At 69.6% G+C, this 16,744-nt stretch carries 18 protein-coding genes; 11 read left to right on the top strand and 7 right to left on the bottom strand.

What is annotated here, in order from left to right:
- Positions 1-3: 3 nt before the first annotated feature.
- From AA23TX_RS39905 to AA23TX_RS39895, 3 genes are all read right to left on the bottom strand, one after another.
- Complete coding sequence (locus AA23TX_RS39905; protein WP_155548139.1) at positions 4-1,011, bottom strand: cation diffusion facilitator family transporter; 1,008 nt, start codon at positions 1,009-1,011, stop codon at positions 4-6.
- A gap of 17 nt (positions 1,012-1,028) precedes the next feature.
- The gene (locus AA23TX_RS39900) at positions 1,029-1,502 is read right to left on the bottom strand and encodes a DUF742 domain-containing protein (RefSeq protein WP_155548138.1); all 474 of its coding nucleotides are present in this window, start codon (positions 1,500-1,502) and stop codon (positions 1,029-1,031) included.
- Positions 1,503-1,816: 314 nt separating this feature from the next.
- Positions 1,817-4,030, bottom strand: coding sequence for a (Fe-S)-binding protein (locus AA23TX_RS39895; RefSeq protein ID WP_155548137.1), 2,214 nt, complete (start codon positions 4,028-4,030; stop codon positions 1,817-1,819).
- 178 nt (positions 4,031-4,208) lie between these two features.
- On the opposite strand from AA23TX_RS39895, the gene AA23TX_RS39890 reads away from it, so the two are divergent.
- The 4 genes from AA23TX_RS39890 to AA23TX_RS39875 are packed head-to-tail and all read left to right on the top strand — an operon-like array spanning position 4,209 to position 6,029.
- On the top strand, positions 4,209-4,538 hold the full coding sequence (locus AA23TX_RS39890; RefSeq protein WP_155548136.1) for a DMT family transporter: 330 nt from the start codon (positions 4,209-4,211) through the stop codon (positions 4,536-4,538).
- Positions 4,535-5,095, top strand: a complete 561-nt coding sequence (locus tag AA23TX_RS39885) for a TetR/AcrR family transcriptional regulator (RefSeq protein ID WP_155548135.1) — start codon at positions 4,535-4,537, stop codon at positions 5,093-5,095. Before AA23TX_RS39890 ends, AA23TX_RS39885 begins: the two co-directional genes overlap by 4 nt.
- A gap of 25 nt (positions 5,096-5,120) precedes the next feature.
- Positions 5,121-5,567: a cyanase gene (cynS, locus tag AA23TX_RS39880; protein ID WP_155548134.1), complete on the top strand. Its 447-nt coding sequence runs from the start codon at positions 5,121-5,123 to the stop codon at positions 5,565-5,567.
- Positions 5,568-5,594: 27 nt separating this feature from the next.
- The gene (locus AA23TX_RS39875; RefSeq protein WP_155548133.1) at positions 5,595-6,029 is read left to right on the top strand and encodes a GNAT family N-acetyltransferase; all 435 of its coding nucleotides are present in this window, start codon (positions 5,595-5,597) and stop codon (positions 6,027-6,029) included.
- Here the strand turns inward: AA23TX_RS39875 and AA23TX_RS39870 are convergent.
- The 3 genes from AA23TX_RS39870 to AA23TX_RS39860 all read right to left on the bottom strand — a co-directional run bounded on the left by AA23TX_RS39870 (position 6,007) and on the right by AA23TX_RS39860 (position 7,638).
- The gene (locus AA23TX_RS39870) at positions 6,007-6,177 is read right to left on the bottom strand and encodes a DUF397 domain-containing protein (protein WP_155548132.1); all 171 of its coding nucleotides are present in this window, start codon (positions 6,175-6,177) and stop codon (positions 6,007-6,009) included. The two genes, AA23TX_RS39875 and AA23TX_RS39870, sit on opposite strands and share 23 nt — an antisense overlap.
- 1 nt (position 6,178) lies before the next feature.
- On the bottom strand, positions 6,179-7,018 hold the full coding sequence (locus AA23TX_RS39865; RefSeq protein ID WP_155548131.1) for a helix-turn-helix domain-containing protein: 840 nt from the start codon (positions 7,016-7,018) through the stop codon (positions 6,179-6,181).
- 86 nt (positions 7,019-7,104) lie between these two features.
- On the bottom strand, positions 7,105-7,638 hold the full coding sequence (locus AA23TX_RS39860; RefSeq protein WP_155548130.1) for a YbhB/YbcL family Raf kinase inhibitor-like protein: 534 nt from the start codon (positions 7,636-7,638) through the stop codon (positions 7,105-7,107).
- 168 nt (positions 7,639-7,806) lie between these two features.
- On the opposite strand from AA23TX_RS39860, the gene AA23TX_RS39855 reads away from it, so the two are divergent.
- The 7 genes from AA23TX_RS39855 (at position 7,807) to AA23TX_RS39825 (ending at position 14,744) form a co-directional block, all read left to right on the top strand.
- Positions 7,807-8,577, top strand: coding sequence for a DUF4097 family beta strand repeat-containing protein (locus AA23TX_RS39855; RefSeq protein WP_155548129.1), 771 nt, complete (start codon positions 7,807-7,809; stop codon positions 8,575-8,577).
- A gap of 28 nt (positions 8,578-8,605) precedes the next feature.
- The gene (locus tag AA23TX_RS39850) at positions 8,606-8,839 is read left to right on the top strand and encodes a hypothetical protein (protein WP_155548128.1); all 234 of its coding nucleotides are present in this window, start codon (positions 8,606-8,608) and stop codon (positions 8,837-8,839) included.
- A 67-nt stretch (positions 8,840-8,906) separates the two neighbouring features.
- Positions 8,907-10,352, top strand: coding sequence for an alpha/beta hydrolase (locus AA23TX_RS39845; protein ID WP_155548127.1), 1,446 nt, complete (start codon positions 8,907-8,909; stop codon positions 10,350-10,352).
- A 179-nt stretch (positions 10,353-10,531) separates the two neighbouring features.
- Positions 10,532-12,403 (top strand): molecular chaperone DnaK, encoded by a 1,872-nt coding sequence (dnaK, locus tag AA23TX_RS39840; protein ID WP_155548126.1) that lies wholly within the window; start codon positions 10,532-10,534, stop codon positions 12,401-12,403.
- Positions 12,400-13,107 (top strand): nucleotide exchange factor GrpE, encoded by a 708-nt coding sequence (grpE, locus tag AA23TX_RS39835; RefSeq protein WP_155548125.1) that lies wholly within the window; start codon positions 12,400-12,402, stop codon positions 13,105-13,107. The genes dnaK and grpE overlap by 4 nt, the downstream gene beginning before the upstream one ends.
- A gap of 36 nt (positions 13,108-13,143) precedes the next feature.
- Complete coding sequence (gene dnaJ, locus AA23TX_RS39830) at positions 13,144-14,313, top strand: molecular chaperone DnaJ (protein ID WP_155548124.1); 1,170 nt, start codon at positions 13,144-13,146, stop codon at positions 14,311-14,313.
- A 5-nt stretch (positions 14,314-14,318) separates the two neighbouring features.
- Positions 14,319-14,744 carry a heat shock protein transcriptional repressor HspR gene (locus AA23TX_RS39825; protein WP_155548123.1) on the top strand — a complete coding sequence of 142 codons (426 nt, stop codon included), beginning with the start codon at positions 14,319-14,321 and terminating at the stop codon, positions 14,742-14,744.
- A 102-nt stretch (positions 14,745-14,846) separates the two neighbouring features.
- Here AA23TX_RS39825 and AA23TX_RS39820 read toward each other — a convergent pair whose 3' ends face one another.
- Complete coding sequence (locus tag AA23TX_RS39820) at positions 14,847-16,448, bottom strand: ABC-F family ATP-binding cassette domain-containing protein (protein WP_155548122.1); 1,602 nt, start codon at positions 16,446-16,448, stop codon at positions 14,847-14,849.
- Positions 16,449-16,744: the final 296 nt, after the last annotated feature.

The following is a 16,744-nucleotide window of genomic DNA, read 5'->3' as shown; positions in this document are numbered from 1 at the left end:
GGCCTACTGCCCCGGGGTGTTCCACCGCTCCGCGATGTCGCCGTAACGCGCCAGCACGGTCGCGCGCAGGTCGGGATCCGACCGCGGCACCGGCTCGATGAACACCTCGGTGACGTCGTTGAACGAGCTGGTCAGCTCGGCCGCGATCCGGACGCAGGCGCGTTCGACGTCGCCGGCGCCGAGCGAGTCGTCGAAGTCGACGCGGGTGCAGACGAGGACCTGGTCGGTACCCATCAGCATGGTCTGCAGGTCCACGACGGCCTCGATCTCCGGCGCGGCCGAGAGGTGGTCGCGGACGCCGCGGACGATCTCCGGGTTGGCCTGGCGGCCGATGAGCAGGCCGCGGTTCGTCCGCCCGAGCAGGTAGGCGACGAAGGCGAGCAGGACGCCGATGACGATCGACGCGACGCCGTCCCAGACCTCGGAACCGGTGATCTGGTGCAGCCCGATGCCGGCGAACGCGACCAGCAGGCCGATCAGCGCGGCCGAGTCCTCGAACAGGACGGTCTTCGGCGTCGGGTCGTCGATCAGGCGGAGGTAGGCCCACAATGACCGGTTTTCGGCCTTGGACTCCCGGACGGTCTGACGCACCGCCTGCACCCACGACGTGCCTTCGAGCAGGAAAGCCACCGCCAGCACGATATAGCTGAGGATCGACGTGCTCTGTGCCTCGCCGTGGCCGAAGAGCGTCGAAACGCCTTCGTAGAGCGCGAACATCGAGCCTGAAGCGAAGATCGACACCGCGGCGAGCAGCGACCAGAAGTAGCGCTCCTTGCCGTAGCCGAAGGGGTGCACGCGGTCGGCCGGGCGGTCGGAACGTTTCAACGCGGTCAGCAGCAGGACCTCGGTGAACGTGTCGGCCACCGAGTGCGCCGCTTCGGAGAGCATCGCGCCCGAGCCGGTGATGATGCCCGCGATCAGCTTCATGATCGCGATCGCCAGGTTCACCCCACCGGCGAGCAGGACGGTCAGCGTGCTTTCGCCACCGGACTTTTCGGGTTCCTCGCTCACCCTGGTGAGCGTAATGGTCAGAGGCGGCGCAGGCCGTGCAGCACGCGCTCCATGAGCGCCACGGCCGGGCGGCCGTCGGTGTTCACGCGGTTGTCGTGGATCGTGACCAAGCCCTGCTCGGCCATGTCGTCGAGCAGCACGCGGGCGACACCGAGGGGCACGCTGAGCCGGGCCGCGACCTCGGCGACCGAGCGCGGGTGGTGGCACAACGTGCGCACCGAGCGGAACTCGCCGCTCAGCCGGGCGCCGTTCCAATGCGCCCCGGCGCGCGTCGAGACCATGGCCTCGATCGCCAGGTGCCGTCGCGACTGCGTCCGGCCGCGGGTGAGGACGTACGGGCGCACGAGCGTCCGCTGGACGGGAACGTAGCCACCGGACTCGACCATCCGGATCTCTTCGAGGGGCGGGTCGGTGCGGAGAGCGTGCCGGCCGCCCGTCGGGAGACGATCTTGCCCGCGTCCGCCCGGCGTGGTCCGCGGGTCCTCGCCCATCCTCGCTGCCCCCTGATTCGTCATCGTCGAAGTGGCCTCGCTGGCAGCGGCGGCGGCGAGGAAACGTCAGGATACGCCGGACCACGGGGCTTTTGGCCAAGGTTTCTTGTTGGCCTGATGGGCCATTTCGGTGAATATCATGAACATTATTCGGGAAATCGATTACTTTGACAAAATCCCAGCTAGTGGACGTGGAGATCAGTGACAACGGGTAGCTCGGCGGCTACGGAAATGCGCGAACAATGCGTTTTTCGCAATGAAAACGGCCCCGGCCAGGAAGTCCTGACCGGGGCCGTGCACATTTCCGATCTATGTCACTCTTCTGCGAGCGACGGCGCTCCGAGGGCGATCGGCTTCGGCTCCGGCTTGCGCTTCACCGACTCGAGCAGCATCTGCGCGACGTCGACGATCTCGACCTTCTCGCTCGCGCCGCCGTCGGCCTGGCGAGCCGTGAGGCCGTCGTTCAGCATCACCTTGCAGAACGGGCAGCCGGTCGCGATCTTCGACGGCGCGGTGCCGAGCGCCTCGTCGACGCGCTCGACGTTGATCCGCTTGCCGATCTTCTCTTCCATCCACATCCGCGCGCCGCCGGCGCCGCAGCACATCGACTTGTCGCCGTGCCGCGGCATCTCGCGCAGCCGCGCGCCGGTCGCGCCGACGAGCTCGCGCGGCGCCTCGTACACCTTGTTGTGGCGGCCGAGGTAGCACGGGTCGTGGTAGGTGACGTCCTCGGCGACCGGCGCCACCGGCACCAGCTGCTTCTCGCGAACCAGGCGGTTCAGCAGCTGGGTGTGGTGCACGACGTCGAACTGGCCGCCCAGCTCCGGGTACTCGTTGGCCAGGGTGTTGAAGCAGTGCGCACAGGTCACGACGACCTTGCGCGCCTTGCGCTCCCGTCCCTCGAACACCGAGTTCAGGACCTCGACGTTCTGCTGCGCCAGCATCTGGAACAGGAACTCGTTGCCCGCTCGGCGCGCCGGGTCACCGGTGCAGGACTCCTCCGAGCCGAGCACCTTGTACTTGACGTCGGCCATGTGCAGCAGCTCGGCGACCGCGCGGGTCGTCTTCTTCGCGCGGTCCTCGAAAGCGCCAGCGCAGCCGACCCAGAACAGGTACTCGGCGTCGCCCATGTCGCCGTCGAACACCGGGACCTCGAAGTCCAGGTCCTCGGTCCAGGCCAGCCGGTCCTTGGCGTTCTGGCCCCACGGGTTGCCCTTGTTCTCCAGGTTCTTGAACATGCCGTTCAGCTCGCTGGGGAACGACGACTCGATCATCACCTGGTAGCGGCGCATGTCCACGATGTGGTCGACGTGCTCGATGTCGACCGGGCACTGCTCGACGCAGGCGCCGCAGCTGGTGCAGGACCACAGGACGTCGGGGTCGATGACGCCGCCGTCGTCGCCGATCAGGGCCTTCTGCGACTCGGCGATCGCGAGGACGTCGATGCCGGCGTACATGTTGTCCCCGGACAGGCCGACCTCGTCGCCCGCCATGTCGCGCTTGCCGCCGGCCATCAGGTACGGCGCCTTGGCGTAGGCGTGGTCACGCAGCTGCGTGATGAGCAGCTTCGGCGACAACGGCTTGCCCGTGTTCCACGCGGGGCACTGCTCCTGGCAGCGGCCGCATTCGGTGCACGTCGAGAAGTCCAGCCAGCCCTTCCAGCTGAAGTCCTCGATCTTGCCGACGCCGAAGGTGTCCTCGTCCGGGTCGGCTTCCTCGAGGTCGAGGACCTTGCCGCCGCTCATCATCGGCTTGAGGGCGCCCAGCGCGACGCCGCCGTCGGCCTCGCGCTTGAAGTAGATGTTGAAGAACGCGCTGAAGCGGTGCCAGGCGATGCCCATGGTCATCGTGCGCGCGACGACGATCAGCCAGACGGTGGCGCTCATCAGCTTGACGAACGCGAACACCGTGACCAGGTTCGGGCTGGCCGGCAGCAGCTCGCCGATCGGGTTCGAGACGAAGGCGGCCCACGTCGGCGTCTCGTGCGCGCCGAGCGCGGCCTTCGCGGCGCGGACGCCGATGATGCCGATGCCCTCGATCAGGACGACGGCCTCGATGAAGTAGGCCCACTTGAAGTTGGAGCCTTGGAAGCGGCTCTGGCGGTCGGCGCGGCGCGGGTGGTTGCGCTGGCGGATCGCCATCAGCACCAGGATGCCGACGATCGTGCCGACCCCGAGCAGCTCCATGAGCAGCTGGAACGGCGGGAAGTCGTCGAGGATCGGCCAGCCCCAGCTCGGGACGAAGACTTCGCCGTAGGCCTCGAACAGGGCCAGCGAGCCGAGCAGGAAGCCCCACATGACGAGCCAGTGCGCGGGACCGACGCTGCGCTTGCGGTTCATCCGCGTGTGCGCGGCGAACTCCTTGATCAGCGTCTTCATGCGCGGCACAAAGGGCCCGTTGCGCGTCGAGTCGGGCTGCCCGAGGCGGATCACCCGCACGAAACGGGCGATCGTCGCGGCGAACATGCCCCAGGCGACGAGGCCGAGCACGACGGAGATCCCGCCGAGCGTCAGTTGCAGAGCGCCCATCGTTCGGGTGCCTTTCGTCCGGGTGCTGCAGTCGGATGCTGCAGTGATCAAAGCAGTGGTGGTGCCGGGAGACTAACCTTCCTTACTGATCAGTAACCCGTTGAGTGGCCTTAAGTCCCACCGATGTGGTGTACGTCGCTCTTTGTTTCGGGACGATCGTTCAGGTAGTTTTCACCCTATGGGTGCGTACCTTCTACTCGCGCTGGCGATCGCGGCCGAGGTCTCCGCGACGGTCTCGCTGAAGCTCTCCGAGGGCTTCTCCAAGCTCGGGCCGTCGATCGTCGTCGTGGCCGGGTACGCCGTGGCGTTCGTGGCGCTGTCGTACGTGCTGAAGCTGGGGTTGCCGATCGGGGTCGCGTATGCGATCTGGGCCGCGGCCGGCGTCGCCCTGGTCGCGATCGTCGGCGTCGTGTTCCTGAAGGAACCGGTCAACGCGGCGATGATCGCCGGGCTGGCGTTGGTCATCGGTGGCGTGGTGCTGATCGAAATCGGGAGTGCGTCGACGTGAAACTGCAGGTCGACGGCCGCAAGGCCCGCGGCGACAAGCGGCGCGCGGAGATCATCGAGGCGACGCTGCGGGTGATCGAGCGCGACGGCGTCGCCGGCGTCACGCACCGGATCGTCGCGGCCGAGGCCGGCGTGCCGACGACGTCCACGACCTACCACTTCTCGTCGCTCGACGACCTGCTCATCGCGACACTCATCTCGTGCGCCCGGGACATGGCGACCGAGGTCTACTGGATGATCGACCGGGCCCGGTCCCGCGGTTCGCGTGGTGCTTCGGAGGTCGCGGGCCTGCTCGCGGAGGCCTTGGGGCCGCGGCGCGGGCGGACGATGGCCGAGTACGAGCTGTACCTGCTGGCGGCGCGGAAGCCGGAGCTGCGCCCGGCCGCGCGGCGCTGGCTGGACGTCCTGACGTCGATGGTCCGCCACGACGACGAAGTGGCGTTCCGGGTGTTCCTCGCGGGCATCGACGGGCTGCTGATCCAGGGCCTGATCGACGACGAGCCGCCGTCCGCGGACGAGCTGCGTCCCGTCGTGGACTACCTGATGAAACCGCGTTGAAACACCCCGGCTCTAGCGTCGGCGCATGACGACGAAGCAGGAAGCCGCCGAAGCCGTTCTCGCCGCCAAGACCCGCCTCGGGCTCAGCTGGGCCCAGCTCGCCGAGACCCTCGACGCCCCGCTCGCGTGGACGACGTCCGCGCTGCTCGGCCAGCACCCCGTGCCGGCCGAACTGGCCGCGAAGGCCGCGCAGGTCCTGGAGCTGAACACCGACGCCGAAGCCGCGTTGCGGCTGCAGCCCACGCGCGGCGCCCTCGACGACGTGGTCCCCACCGATCCGACGATCTACCGCTTCTACGAGGTCCTGCAGGTCTACGGGCCGACGATCAAGGAGCTCATCCACGAGCAGTTCGGCGACGGGATCATGAGCGCGATCAACTTCAAGCTCGACGTCTCGCGGCGCGAAGACCCGGGAGGCGAGCGCGTCGTCGTCACCATGGACGGGAAGTTCCTCAAATATCAGTGGGGCTGATCGAGCAGCCTGGGTTAGCTTCCGGGCATGCGGACCTTCGGTGAGTACGAGCTGGACGACGATCGCGCGCGGCTGGACCTCGACGTGGTGTGGAAGTTCTTGTCGACGGAGGCCTACTGGGGCCGGTGGCGGACGCGTGCGCAGGTCGAGGCCGCGATCGACGGGTCGTGGCGGGTCGTCGGCGCCTACCGCGGTGACGAGCTGGTCGGCTTCGCCCGTGCCTTCTCCGACGGGGTGTCTTCGGCGTACCTGGCCGACGTCTTCGTCGTCGACTCCGCGCGGGGAACCGGTCTCGGCAAGGAGATCGTGCGGGAGATGATCGACAACGGGCCCGGCGCGGGCTTCCGCTGGATGCTGCACACCGCCGACGCGCACGGGCTGTACCGCCAGTTCGGCTTCGGTGAGCACACCAAGGGCCGCTACTTGGAGCGCGAGGGCGTCAACGCGGAGTCGCTGCGCTGAGGCGTAGGAAGGCGTCCCACGATCGGGTGGAGATTTCGAGCGTTCCGCCCGGGCGGTCCTTCGTGTCACGGATCCGCACCACCTGAGCGAGCGCAACCTCCACGCAATCGGCCTCTTGCCCGCTGTAGCTCGACTTCCGCCAGGTCACGTCAGGCCTCCAGTTCGGTGATCACCCCCTCGATGAACGCGCGCGATTCATCTGCGCTCAAGGCGAGGGACGCCATCGTTTTCGCAGCCGACTTGTAGTCCGCCACCTGATCGTCATCGTAGATGTAGGCGCTCCCGCGATGCTGGTCCAGGAAGACGATGGAGGGCAGGTCGGAGTACTCCAATACGGCGAAGGAACCGTTGAGGCCGGGGTGGAAGTCGCCGCCGAAGGGGACGATCCGCACCGCGAGTCTGCGCGGCAGCTCGAGCAGGTGCCGGAGCTGGTCGAGCAGGATCTCCCGACCTCCGATCGGCTGCCGGAGCGCGATTTCGCCGAGCAGGAAGGAGCATTCGGGCGCGCGGTACTCCCGGATCGCCGTCTGGCGGATCTTGCGCACCCGCAGCCGCTGTTCCACCAGCTGCGCGGGAGAGCCGCCGTACGCCAGGATCGCCCGCGCGTAGTCCGGCGTCTGCAGCAGCCCGTGCACGACCATCGGCTGCCAGCTGAAGATCGAAACCGCGGTGCGCTCGTACTCGGCCAGCGTCGTGAGGATCGCCGGGGCGTCCGGCATCTCCTTCTCCAGCCAGTTCGGTTCCCGCGCGTGCTCGGCCAGCTCGAACAGCCGCTCCCGCTCGGTCACGTCCACCCGCAGCTGCCCGAGCAGGAGCGCGACCTCCTCGACCTTGGGCACCCGCAGCCCCAGCTCCCAGTTGGACAGCTCCGCCGGGTGCACGCCGGTGGCCCGGGCCAGCTGGCGCAGCCCGAACCCGCGCTCCTGGCGCGTCTTCCGCAACCCGAACCCCAGCGCTCTCGACCGGGGTGTCGCTATCGGTGGTGACATGACCGCAGTGTGTCATCGCCCACCGACAAAAACGGGCCCGGCGCCGTTGCCGATCCGCGACAGCGCCGGGCCCGTCCCGAAAGAACTCAGCCCTTGTTCTCGTACACCGGCGTGATCATCGCGCGAGCCAGCGTGTGGCCGAACATGTTGAAGCCGAGGAACGCCGGGGTCGCGTCCTCCGGGACGTCCAGCTTGTCGACGTCGAGCGCGTGCACCGCGAAGTAATAGCGGTGCGGGCCGTGGCCGGGCGGGGGCGCCGCGCCGAGGAACTGCTTGACGCCGCCGTCGCCCTTGAGCGTCACCGCGCCTTCCGGCAGACCTGAGCCGTCGCCCGCGCCGGAGGCCAGCTCCGTCACCGACGGCGGGATGTTGAACACCGCCCAGTGCCAGAAGCCGCTGCCGGTCGGGGCGTCCGGGTCGTAGCACGTGACCGCGAAGCTCTTCGTCTCCGCCGGGAAGCCTTCCCAGGCCAGCTGCGGCGAGCGGTCCTCGCCGCCGGCGCCGAAGATGCCCGAGAGGTGGGGCGTGGCCAAGGTTTCGCCGTCGGCGACGTCGGTGCTGCGGAGGGTGAAGGACGGCACGTCGGGCAGGGATTCGTACGGGCCGGGTGCTTGCGGCATGGATCCTCCTGATCACGAAACTGAGCCTGGCGCCAGGTTAAGCCCCCCGAGCCACCCCTGCGTGTCAGGGACGGATCTCAGGGTCTTTCGGGGGGTTACCCCCATGTGCGCGCCCCTCACCCGGCCATAACGTTTCTCACGCAGAGGAAACAACTGAGGGGAACGACCATGGCGCGCCCGCTTCTGGCTCTGGGTGGCATCGTCCTGATCGGCGTCGGCCTGGCGACCGCGTTCGGCTGGGGCTGGGGATCGGACTTCGACAACAGCAAGACCCTCTCGGAGACGATCCGCAGCGTGAAGCTGGAAGGCGACTCGGGTTCGGTGAAGATCCGCACCGGGACGGGACCGTCGACGGTGCACGAAAAAATCAACTACCACTGGCGCAGCAAGCCCGGTGACACCTTCTTCCGCGTCGACGGCGACCAGCTCGTGCTCACCGACTGCGGGAGCAACTGCTCGGTCGACTTCGAGGTCGTCGTCCCCGCCGGGGTGCCGGTGACCGGCCGGCTGGACTCGGGCGGGCTGGACGTCGCCGGGGTGGCGAGCGTGGACGTCCAGGCGGACTCCGGGCACGCGCGCGTCGAAGACGTGCCCGGCCTGGTGAAGCTGCGGCTGGAGAGCGGCGGGATCGACCTGTCGGACGTCGGCGAGGTCCAGGTGCACGCCGACTCGGGCCGCATCAAGGCCGAAGGCGTGCGGGGCCCGGTCGACGTGACGTCGTCGAGCGGCAGCGTCGACTTTTCGTTGGTGCAGGCGAACAACGTCAAGATCAAGGCGGACAGCGGAAGCGTCGACGTCGAGGTGCCGGGCGGGCCTTACCGCGTCGTCGGCGACAGCGACAGCGGGCGCCGGAACATCGACGTCCGGACCGACGGCTCCGCGCCCAACACGCTCGACCTCACGACCGAAAGCGGCAGCGTCACGGTCCGCGCGGCCTGACCTTTTCCTTACTACGGGGGCTTTTCACATGGGCAAGATCGAACGGCGCGTGCTGGCGGCCGCGCTGCTGGGTGCCGTCGCGATGTTCGGCGTCGTGGGATTCACGCGGGGGGAGGGGTCCGTGGCGCCGGCGCAGGGGGTGCCGGTCGCCGCGGATTCCCACTATCGAGTGACTTCCTGGGTCGGTACTCCGGCAGAAATCGTTGTGCAGCAAGGAAACTCGGACTTCTTCCTGTCTTCCTGGACCGGCCGCCGCTCCTGAACTGTCGGGGGTCGCTGTTAGGAATGGGGTGCGCCGAAGGACGGCGTGCAGGGGGAGGAAACAAGTCATGGACGTGCGCCGGGTCGTCGCGGTCATCGCGGCGGTCGTGGTCATGGGGGTCGTGCCGGCGGTCGCTTCAGCGTCTTCGTCGCTGGTGTGGCACGCGTGTGCGACACAGCAGGAACCGACGGCCGAGTGCGCGACGGTCGACGTACCGATCGACCGCGCGCGACCGCAGCTGGGATCGGCGCGGCTCGCGCTGGCGCGGTTGCCGGCGGCCGATCAAGCGCATCGGATCGGCTCGCTGCTGGTGAACCCGGGCGGGCCGGGTGGCTCCGGCGTCGGGTTCGTGCAGTTCGGTGGTCTGGCGTCGCCGGATCTCGCGCGGCTGCGGCAGAGCTTCGACGTCGTGGGCTTCGACCCGCGCGGCGACTGGTTCAGCACGCCCCGCATCACGTGTGACCCGGCGACGTTGTTCGATCCGGCGCTCGACCGGTTCCCGTCGTCCCGGCGGGGGTTCGACGCGCTGGTGGCGCACAACCGTGCGGCGGGCGAAGACTGCGTGGCCCGGACCGGGCCGTTGCTGGCGAACGCGGACACGCAGAGCGCGGCCGAGGACATCGAGACGATCCGCGCGGCGCTCGGCGAGCCGAAGATCTCGTGGCTGGGCCTGTCGTACGGCACCGAGCTGGGCGCGGTCTACGCGTCGAAGCACCCCGGCCGGGTGCGGGCGATGGTGTTCGACGGCGCCGTCGACCACGCCCGGCCGCTGCGCCAGGCGATCCTCGAAGAGGCGGCGGCCACCGAGGACGCGCTGGTCCGGTTCGCGGACTGGTGCCGCGGCTCGGCCGACTGCGCGTTGCGAGGGCGTGATGTCCTCCGCTTCTACGACGACGTCGTGGCCCGGGCGGCGCGCGGTGCGGTGTGGGCGAGCGACCTGGGCCGTTCGGCGACGGCCGACGAGATCTCGGCGGGCGTCTACAACCACCTTTACCTCCGCGAGGAGTGGCCGGCGCTGGGCAAGGCGCTGGCCGCGGCCGGCGGCGAGTTCCCGGACGCCCGTGGGCTCACCGAGCGGAACCAGTTCCTGTCCCCGATCTACGGGGCGTACCGGGCGATCGGCTGCCACGACTTCCCGTCGCCGTTCACCGGGCCGGCGGACATGGGGGTGCTGGCCGGGCTGGTCCGCGCGGTGGCGCCGCACAGCTGGCGGTATTCCGAGTACTGGGACTTCGTCAGCGGCTGCACGGGCTGGCCGGTCCCGGCGAAGAACCCGCCGCAGCCCCACCCGGTCCACGGCGCCCCGCCGATCCTGGTGGTCGGCGGCGCTCACGACCCGGCGACGCCGCCGGCCTGGGCCCGCGGCCTGGCCGCGAGCATCGACGGCTCGGCCCTGCTGACGCGTGCCGGTGACGGCCACACGGGCCTGTTCAACTCGGCGTGCGCCCGCGCGGTGGAGGTGGAGTACCTGGTGAGGGGTGTCACACCCGCTCCGAGCCCGATCTGCCGCTGAACCCGGGAACAAGAACCCGGACCGGCTCGTTAGGCTGGGTACGAAGGTTGAGTGCGGTCGACTCAAGTACGACTTGACGAGGCGTACGAGGGCCCGACTAAACTTGCCAGAGCCTCGCTCAAGGCGAGGAAGAACGTGCAGGTCACGTACACAGCAGGCTTACACAGGAGGAAAGCACCATGGCGCGAGCGGTCGGCATCGACCTCGGCACGACCAACTCGGTCGTAGCCGTCCTTGAGGGCGGCGAGCCGACGGTCATCGCCAACTCTGAAGGCTCCCGGACCACCCCTTCGATCGTCGCCTTCGCCAAGAACGGCGAAGTGCTGACCGGTCAGCCGGCGAAGAACCAGGCCGTGACGAACGTCGACCGGACGATCCGGTCCGTGAAGCGGCACATCGGCACCGACTGGAAGACCGAGATCGACGGCAAGAACTACACGTCGCAGGAGATCAGCGCCCGGGTGCTGATGAAGCTCAAGCGCGACGCCGAGGCGTACCTGGGCGAGACCATCACCGACGCGGTGATCACCGTCCCGGCGTACTTCGAGGACGCGCAGCGGCAGGCCACCAAGGAGGCCGGGCAGATCGCCGGCCTGAACGTGCTCCGCATCGTCAACGAGCCGACCGCCGCCGCGCTGGCGTACGGCCTGGACAAGGGCGAGAAGGAACAGACCATCCTGGTCTTCGACCTCGGTGGCGGCACCTTCGACGTCTCGCTGCTGGAGATCGGCGAGGGCGTCGTCGAGGTCCGCGCGACCTCCGGTGACAACCACCTCGGTGGCGACGACTGGGACGAGCGCATCGTCAAGTGGCTGGTCGACAAGTTCAAGGCCACGAACGGCATCGACCTCACCAAGGACAAGATGGCGCTGCAGCGCATCCGTGAGGCGGCGGAGAAGGCGAAGATCGAGCTGTCCAGCTCGAACTCGGCCGGCATCAACCTGCCGTACATCACGGTCGACGCCGACAAGAACCCGCTGTTCCTCGACGAGCAGCTCTCGCGCGCCGAGTTCCAGAAGATCACCTCGGACCTGCTCGAGCGCACCCGGAACCCGTTCAACAACGTGATCCGCGACGCGGGCATCGCCGTCGGCGACATCGACCACGTCGTGCTCGTCGGTGGTTCCACCCGCATGCCGGCCGTGTCGGACCTGGTCAAGGAGCTGACCGGCGGCCGCGAGCCGAACAAGGGCGTGAACCCGGACGAGGTCGTCGCGGTCGGCGCTGCGCTGCAGGCCGGTGTCCTCAAGGGCGAGGTCAAGGACGTCCTGCTGCTGGACGTCACGCCGCTGTCGCTGGGCATCGAGACCAAGGGTGGCGTGTTCACCAAGCTCATCGAGCGCAACACCACGATCCCGACCAAGCGCTCGGAGATCTTCTCCACCGCGGACGACAACCAGCCGTCGGTGCAGATCCAGGTGTTCCAGGGTGAGCGCGAGATCGCCGCGCACAACAAGAAGCTCGGCATGTTCGAGCTGACCGGTCTCCCGCCCGCCCCGCGTGGCGTGCCGCAGATCGAGGTCACCTTCGACATCGACGCGAACGGCATCGTGCACGTCCTGGCCAAGGACCTGGGCACGAACAAGGAGCAGTCGATGACGATCACCGGTGGCTCCGCGCTGCCGAAGGACGACATCGAGCGGATGGTCAAGGACGCCGAGGCGCACGCCGAGGAGGACAAGACCCGTCGCGAAGAGGCCGAGACCCGCAACCAGGCGGAGACGCTGGTCTACCAGACCGAGAAGTTCCTCAAGGACAACGACGACAAGCTGCCCGAGGACCTCAAGGGCAAGGTCAAGTCCGCGATCGACGAGTCGAACGAGGCGCTGAAGGGCACCGACTCGGCGAAGATCCGTGAGTCGATCGAGAAGCTGAACACCGCTTCGCAGGAGCTGGGCACCGCCCTGTACGCCAACGCGAACGCCGATGCGGCGGCCGGTGCGGCCGGTGCCTCGGGTGCGGCCGGCGGCGACGCCGGTGCGGCCGGCGGCCAGGCCAAGGCCGATGACGTGGTGGACGCCGAGATCGTCGAAGAGGACGAGAAGAAGTGACCCACAGCTACGACGAATCCGAGAGCCAGGGCCGCGGCCCCGAGGAGCCGGTGGTCGTGCGGGATCGGCGGCGGGTGGACCCCCAGACCGGGCAGGTCCGCCCGCCCGGTCCGGCCCACGCCGCGCCGGAGCCGGAAGAGGAGCCCGTGGAGCACGCGGGCCCCTCGCTGGGCGAGTCCATTGTGGACGACTCGGTGTCGGTTGTCTCCGACATCGAGAAGGAGCTGGCCGAGCGCACCGCCGACCTCCAGCGCCTGCAGGCTGAGTACGCCAACTACCGCAAGCGGGTCGAGCGTGACCGCGAGGCGGTCGTGCTCGGCGCGAAGGCGACCGTGGTGAACGACCTGCTGCCGCTGCTCGACGACCTCGAGCGGGCCGAGCAGCACGGCGACCTCACCGGAGCGTTCAAGGCCGTCGGCGACAAGCTGATCAGCGGCCTGCAGCGCGCGGGGCTCGAGTCGTTCGGCAGCGAAGGCGAGGCCTTCGACCCGAGCGTGCACGAAGCCGTGCAGCACAACACCTCGCCGGACGTGGCGGGCCCGACGGTGACCGTGGTCATGCGCCGCGGCTACCGCTTCGGCGACCGGGTCCTGCGGGCGGCGCTGGTCGGGGTCACCGACCACGAGCCCGGCGGCCCGGCGGAGCACCCGCCCGTCGGTGGCGAGCTGCCACTCGGCGGCGGACTCGATGACCAGCAGCAGTAAGCAGTATCCGGTTCACCTGGAAGGAGGAGGCGCCCGATGAGTGCTCGGGAATGGGTCGGTAAGGACTTCTACCGTGAACTGGGCGTCTCCTCCGACGCCACCCAGGACGAGATCAAGAAGGCCTACCGCAAGCTGGCCAAGGAGAACCACCCGGACGCGAACGCCGGCAACGCCCAGGCGGAGCAGAAGTTCAAGGCGGTCTCCGAGGCCTACGGCGTGCTCTCCGACGCGAGCAAGCGCAAGGAGTACGACGAGGCGCGGCGGCTGTTCGGCGGCGGGGGCGGGTTCAACTTCCCCGGTGGCGGCGGCACCGGCAGCTTCGACGTCGGCGACATCTTCGGCCAGGCCGGCGCCGGTCAGCAGGGCGGTTTCGGCGGGCTCGGCGACATCCTCGGCGGGCTGTTCGGCCGTGGCCGGACGACGGCGGGCGCGACGGCGAACCGGCCGCAGCGCGGGGCCGACGTCGAAACGGACGTCCGGATCGACTTCACCGAGGCGGTCAAGGGCGCGACCCTGCCGCTGCGGCTGTCGAGCCCGGCGACCTGTTCGACGTGTGGCGGCAACGGCGCGAAGCCGGGCACCTCGCCGCGGACCTGCCCGACCTGCTCCGGTTCGGGGCTGGTCAGCCGCAGTCAGGGCGCGTTCGCGTTCTCGGAGCCGTGCCGCGACTGCCGTGGACGCGGGCAGATCATCGACGACCCGTGCCCCGAGTGCGGCGGCGAAGGCGTCAGCACGCGGACCCGCACGCTGACCGTCCGGATCCCGTCGGGCGTCGACGACGACCAGCGGATCCGGCTGGCCGGCCAGGGCGAGCCGGGCCGGGGTGGCGCGCAGGCGGGCGACCTGTACGTCCGGGTGCACGTGGCCCCGCACGCCTTGTTCGGGCGCAAGGGGCTCGACCTGACGATCACCGTCCCGGTCGACTTCACCGAACTCACGCTCGGCACCACGATCACGGTGCCGACGCTCGAGGGCAAGGTCTCGCTCAAGGTGCCGCCCGGCACCGCGAGCGGGCGGGTGCTGCGCGTGCGCGGCAAGGGCATCGCCAAGCGTGACGGTTCGCAGGGTGACCTGCTCGTCACCCTCCAGGCGGCGATTCCCGCCAAACTGGACGACAAGGCGCGCGAAGCACTGCAGGCGTACGCCGAGTCGATGGCCGGGCACGACCCCCGGCCCGAGATCACTGAGCTGCTCGAAGGCAGGTGAGTGGGATGTTCGGCGGGATCCCCCAGGAAGGCGACGAAGAGACCCCGGTGTTCGTCATCTCGGTGGCGGCCCAGCTCGCCGGGATGCACGCGCAGACGTTGCGCACCTACGACCGGCAGGGCCTGGTGTCACCGGGCCGCACCTCCGGGGGCGGGCGGCGCTACTCGATGCGGGACATCGCGCTGCTGCGCGAAGTCCAGCGCCTGTCGCAGGAGGACGGCGTCAACCTGGCCGGCATCAAGCGCATCATCGAGCTGGAGAACCAGGTCGACGCGCTGCGGGCCCGGCTCGCGGAGCTGACCGAGGAACTGGCCGCGGCGTACGTCGCGGGCGAACAGGCCGCCGCGGCGGCGCACGCGTCCTACCGCCGGGACCTGGTGCCGCTCAACCAGCAGACCGCGATGGTCGTCTGGCGTCCCAAGCGCCGCTGACTTTCCGACGTACCGAAGGCCTCCCCGGGTGACCGGGGAGGCCTTCGTGCGTTACCGATCCAGCCAAAGGTAGGCCGACCCCGCCGCGGCACGTAGTCGTTGCTACGAAGCCGTTCGGCCGTGGCTGTGGTCGGATTGGTAACGATCGGCACAGTAGAGGTGCAGCCGGGGCCAGGTCGCGAGATCCGTCAGCATCCGGCGGTCGTGCGTCGCCACGACCACCGCGGCCGGGGTCTTGAGCAAAGCCTCGGTCAGCTCCTCGACGAGCACGGCCGACAGGTGGTTGGTCGGCTCGTCGAAGACGAGGACGTCCGGGCGTCCGGCCAGCCGCAGTGCCAGGTCGAGCCGCCGCTGCTGACCCTGGGACATGCGGCCGACCGGGGTCCGCAGGGCTTCCGCGTCGAGCAGGCCCATGGCCGAAAACGGGACGCCCGCGCGCTCGAACAACCGGCGAGCGGTGACTTCTTCCGGCCACGCGGGGACTTCCTGGCCGATCAACGCCACTTTCGCACCGGGCAGGTGCCGGACCGACCCCGTCGTCGGCGTGAGCTCGCCGGCGAGCGCCGACAGCAGCGTCGACTTGCCCGCGCCGTTCTCGCCGGTGACGAGCAGCCGGTCGCCGCGGTCGAGCGACAGCGTCACCGGGCTGGCGAGGCGGCCGGCGACGCCGACGTCGTGCAGGCGGACCAGCGCCTGAGCGCCGGAGCCGAGATCGGGCCACCGCAACGACAACGGCGGCTCGGGCACGGTCACGCGGTGCGCCTCGAGCGCCGCCCGTTCCCGGTTGAGCGCTTGGACGACGCCGGGGGCGCGGGACTGGCGCTGGTGCCGTCCGGTGCCCTTGTCCGGTCGCCAGCTCGTGCTGAGCCGGTCGCGTGCCTGCGTCACCGCGAGCGTCAGTTGCCGGTGCGTGTCCTGCTGTTCCTCGAACTCCCGCAGCCAACGTTCGCGGTCACGGCGGCGGCCGTCCTGCCAGGCCTGGTAGCCGCCGGCGTAGCTGCGCGGGCGGCCGTCCTGGCTGGGGTCGAGGTCGAGGAACTCGGTCGCGACGTCGCTGAGCAGCGCACGGTCGTGACTGACCAGCGCGACGCCGCCGTCGTGGCCGCGCAGGCGGTCGGTGAGGAACGCGAGGCCGTCGGCGTCGAGGTGGTTGCCGGGCTCGTCGAGCAGCAGGAAGTCGTGCCGCGCGCCGAGCAGGCAGGCCAGCCGGACGCGGTAGCGCTGCCCGACCGAGAGCGTGCCCAGTTCGCGCGTCCGGTCGGCGCACGCGCCGAGGGCTTCGAGGGCGACGTCGACGCGGCGTTCGGCGTCCCACGCGTCGAGGCGGGTCGCCGCCTCCAGCGCGGCTGCGTAGTGGTCTTCGTCGAAGTCCGAAACCGCCGCGTCGAGCGCCCGCAAGGCTTCGTGGGCTTCGCGCAACGCCTCGGTGGTCAGCGTGCCGACGGTTTCGCCGGACCGGAACGGCAGCGCCTGCCGGGCGACGCCGACCGTGCCCGTCCGGTGGACGGTGCCGTGGTCGGGCGTCCGGAGTCCGGCGAGGACGTGCAGCAGCGTGGTCTTGCCGCGCCCGTTCTCGCCGACGATCGCCAGCCGGGACGGGGCCGAAACGGTGACGCTCACGTCGTGCAGGACGCGGCGGGAGCCCAGCGTGACGCCGACGTGGTCCGCGCGCAGGTGGGCGTGTTCGGGCAGGAGGGAATGCAAGGGATGCTCCGCAGCTCTGGAGGGAGCCGGGCAGCACGAAAGCGGCCGCCCGGCGAAGGCCGGAACGGCGGGCAGGGAAAGGAGATCGGTGCGCCGCCGTCAGCGGCGGGTACGCAACCTCGCGAAGACGGCGAAGGAGAACTTCATGATCACGAGGCTAACGCGGCGCGCAGGCATGGCCAACCGAATATCGGCGCGGTGAAGGGGCGGGGCAGACGGCTGAACCGCGGGCGCTCAGCGCTCAGCGACCGGCGATCGGCGATCGGCGAGAAGAAAACGCACCGGTCGCGAGCAGC

This window comes from Amycolatopsis camponoti (genome assembly GCF_902497555.1).
Classification (GTDB): Bacteria; Actinomycetota; Actinomycetes; order Mycobacteriales; family Pseudonocardiaceae; genus Amycolatopsis; species Amycolatopsis camponoti.
The sequence above is the reverse complement of the archived record's forward strand: the minus strand, read 5'-3'. Positions and strand labels throughout refer to the sequence as shown.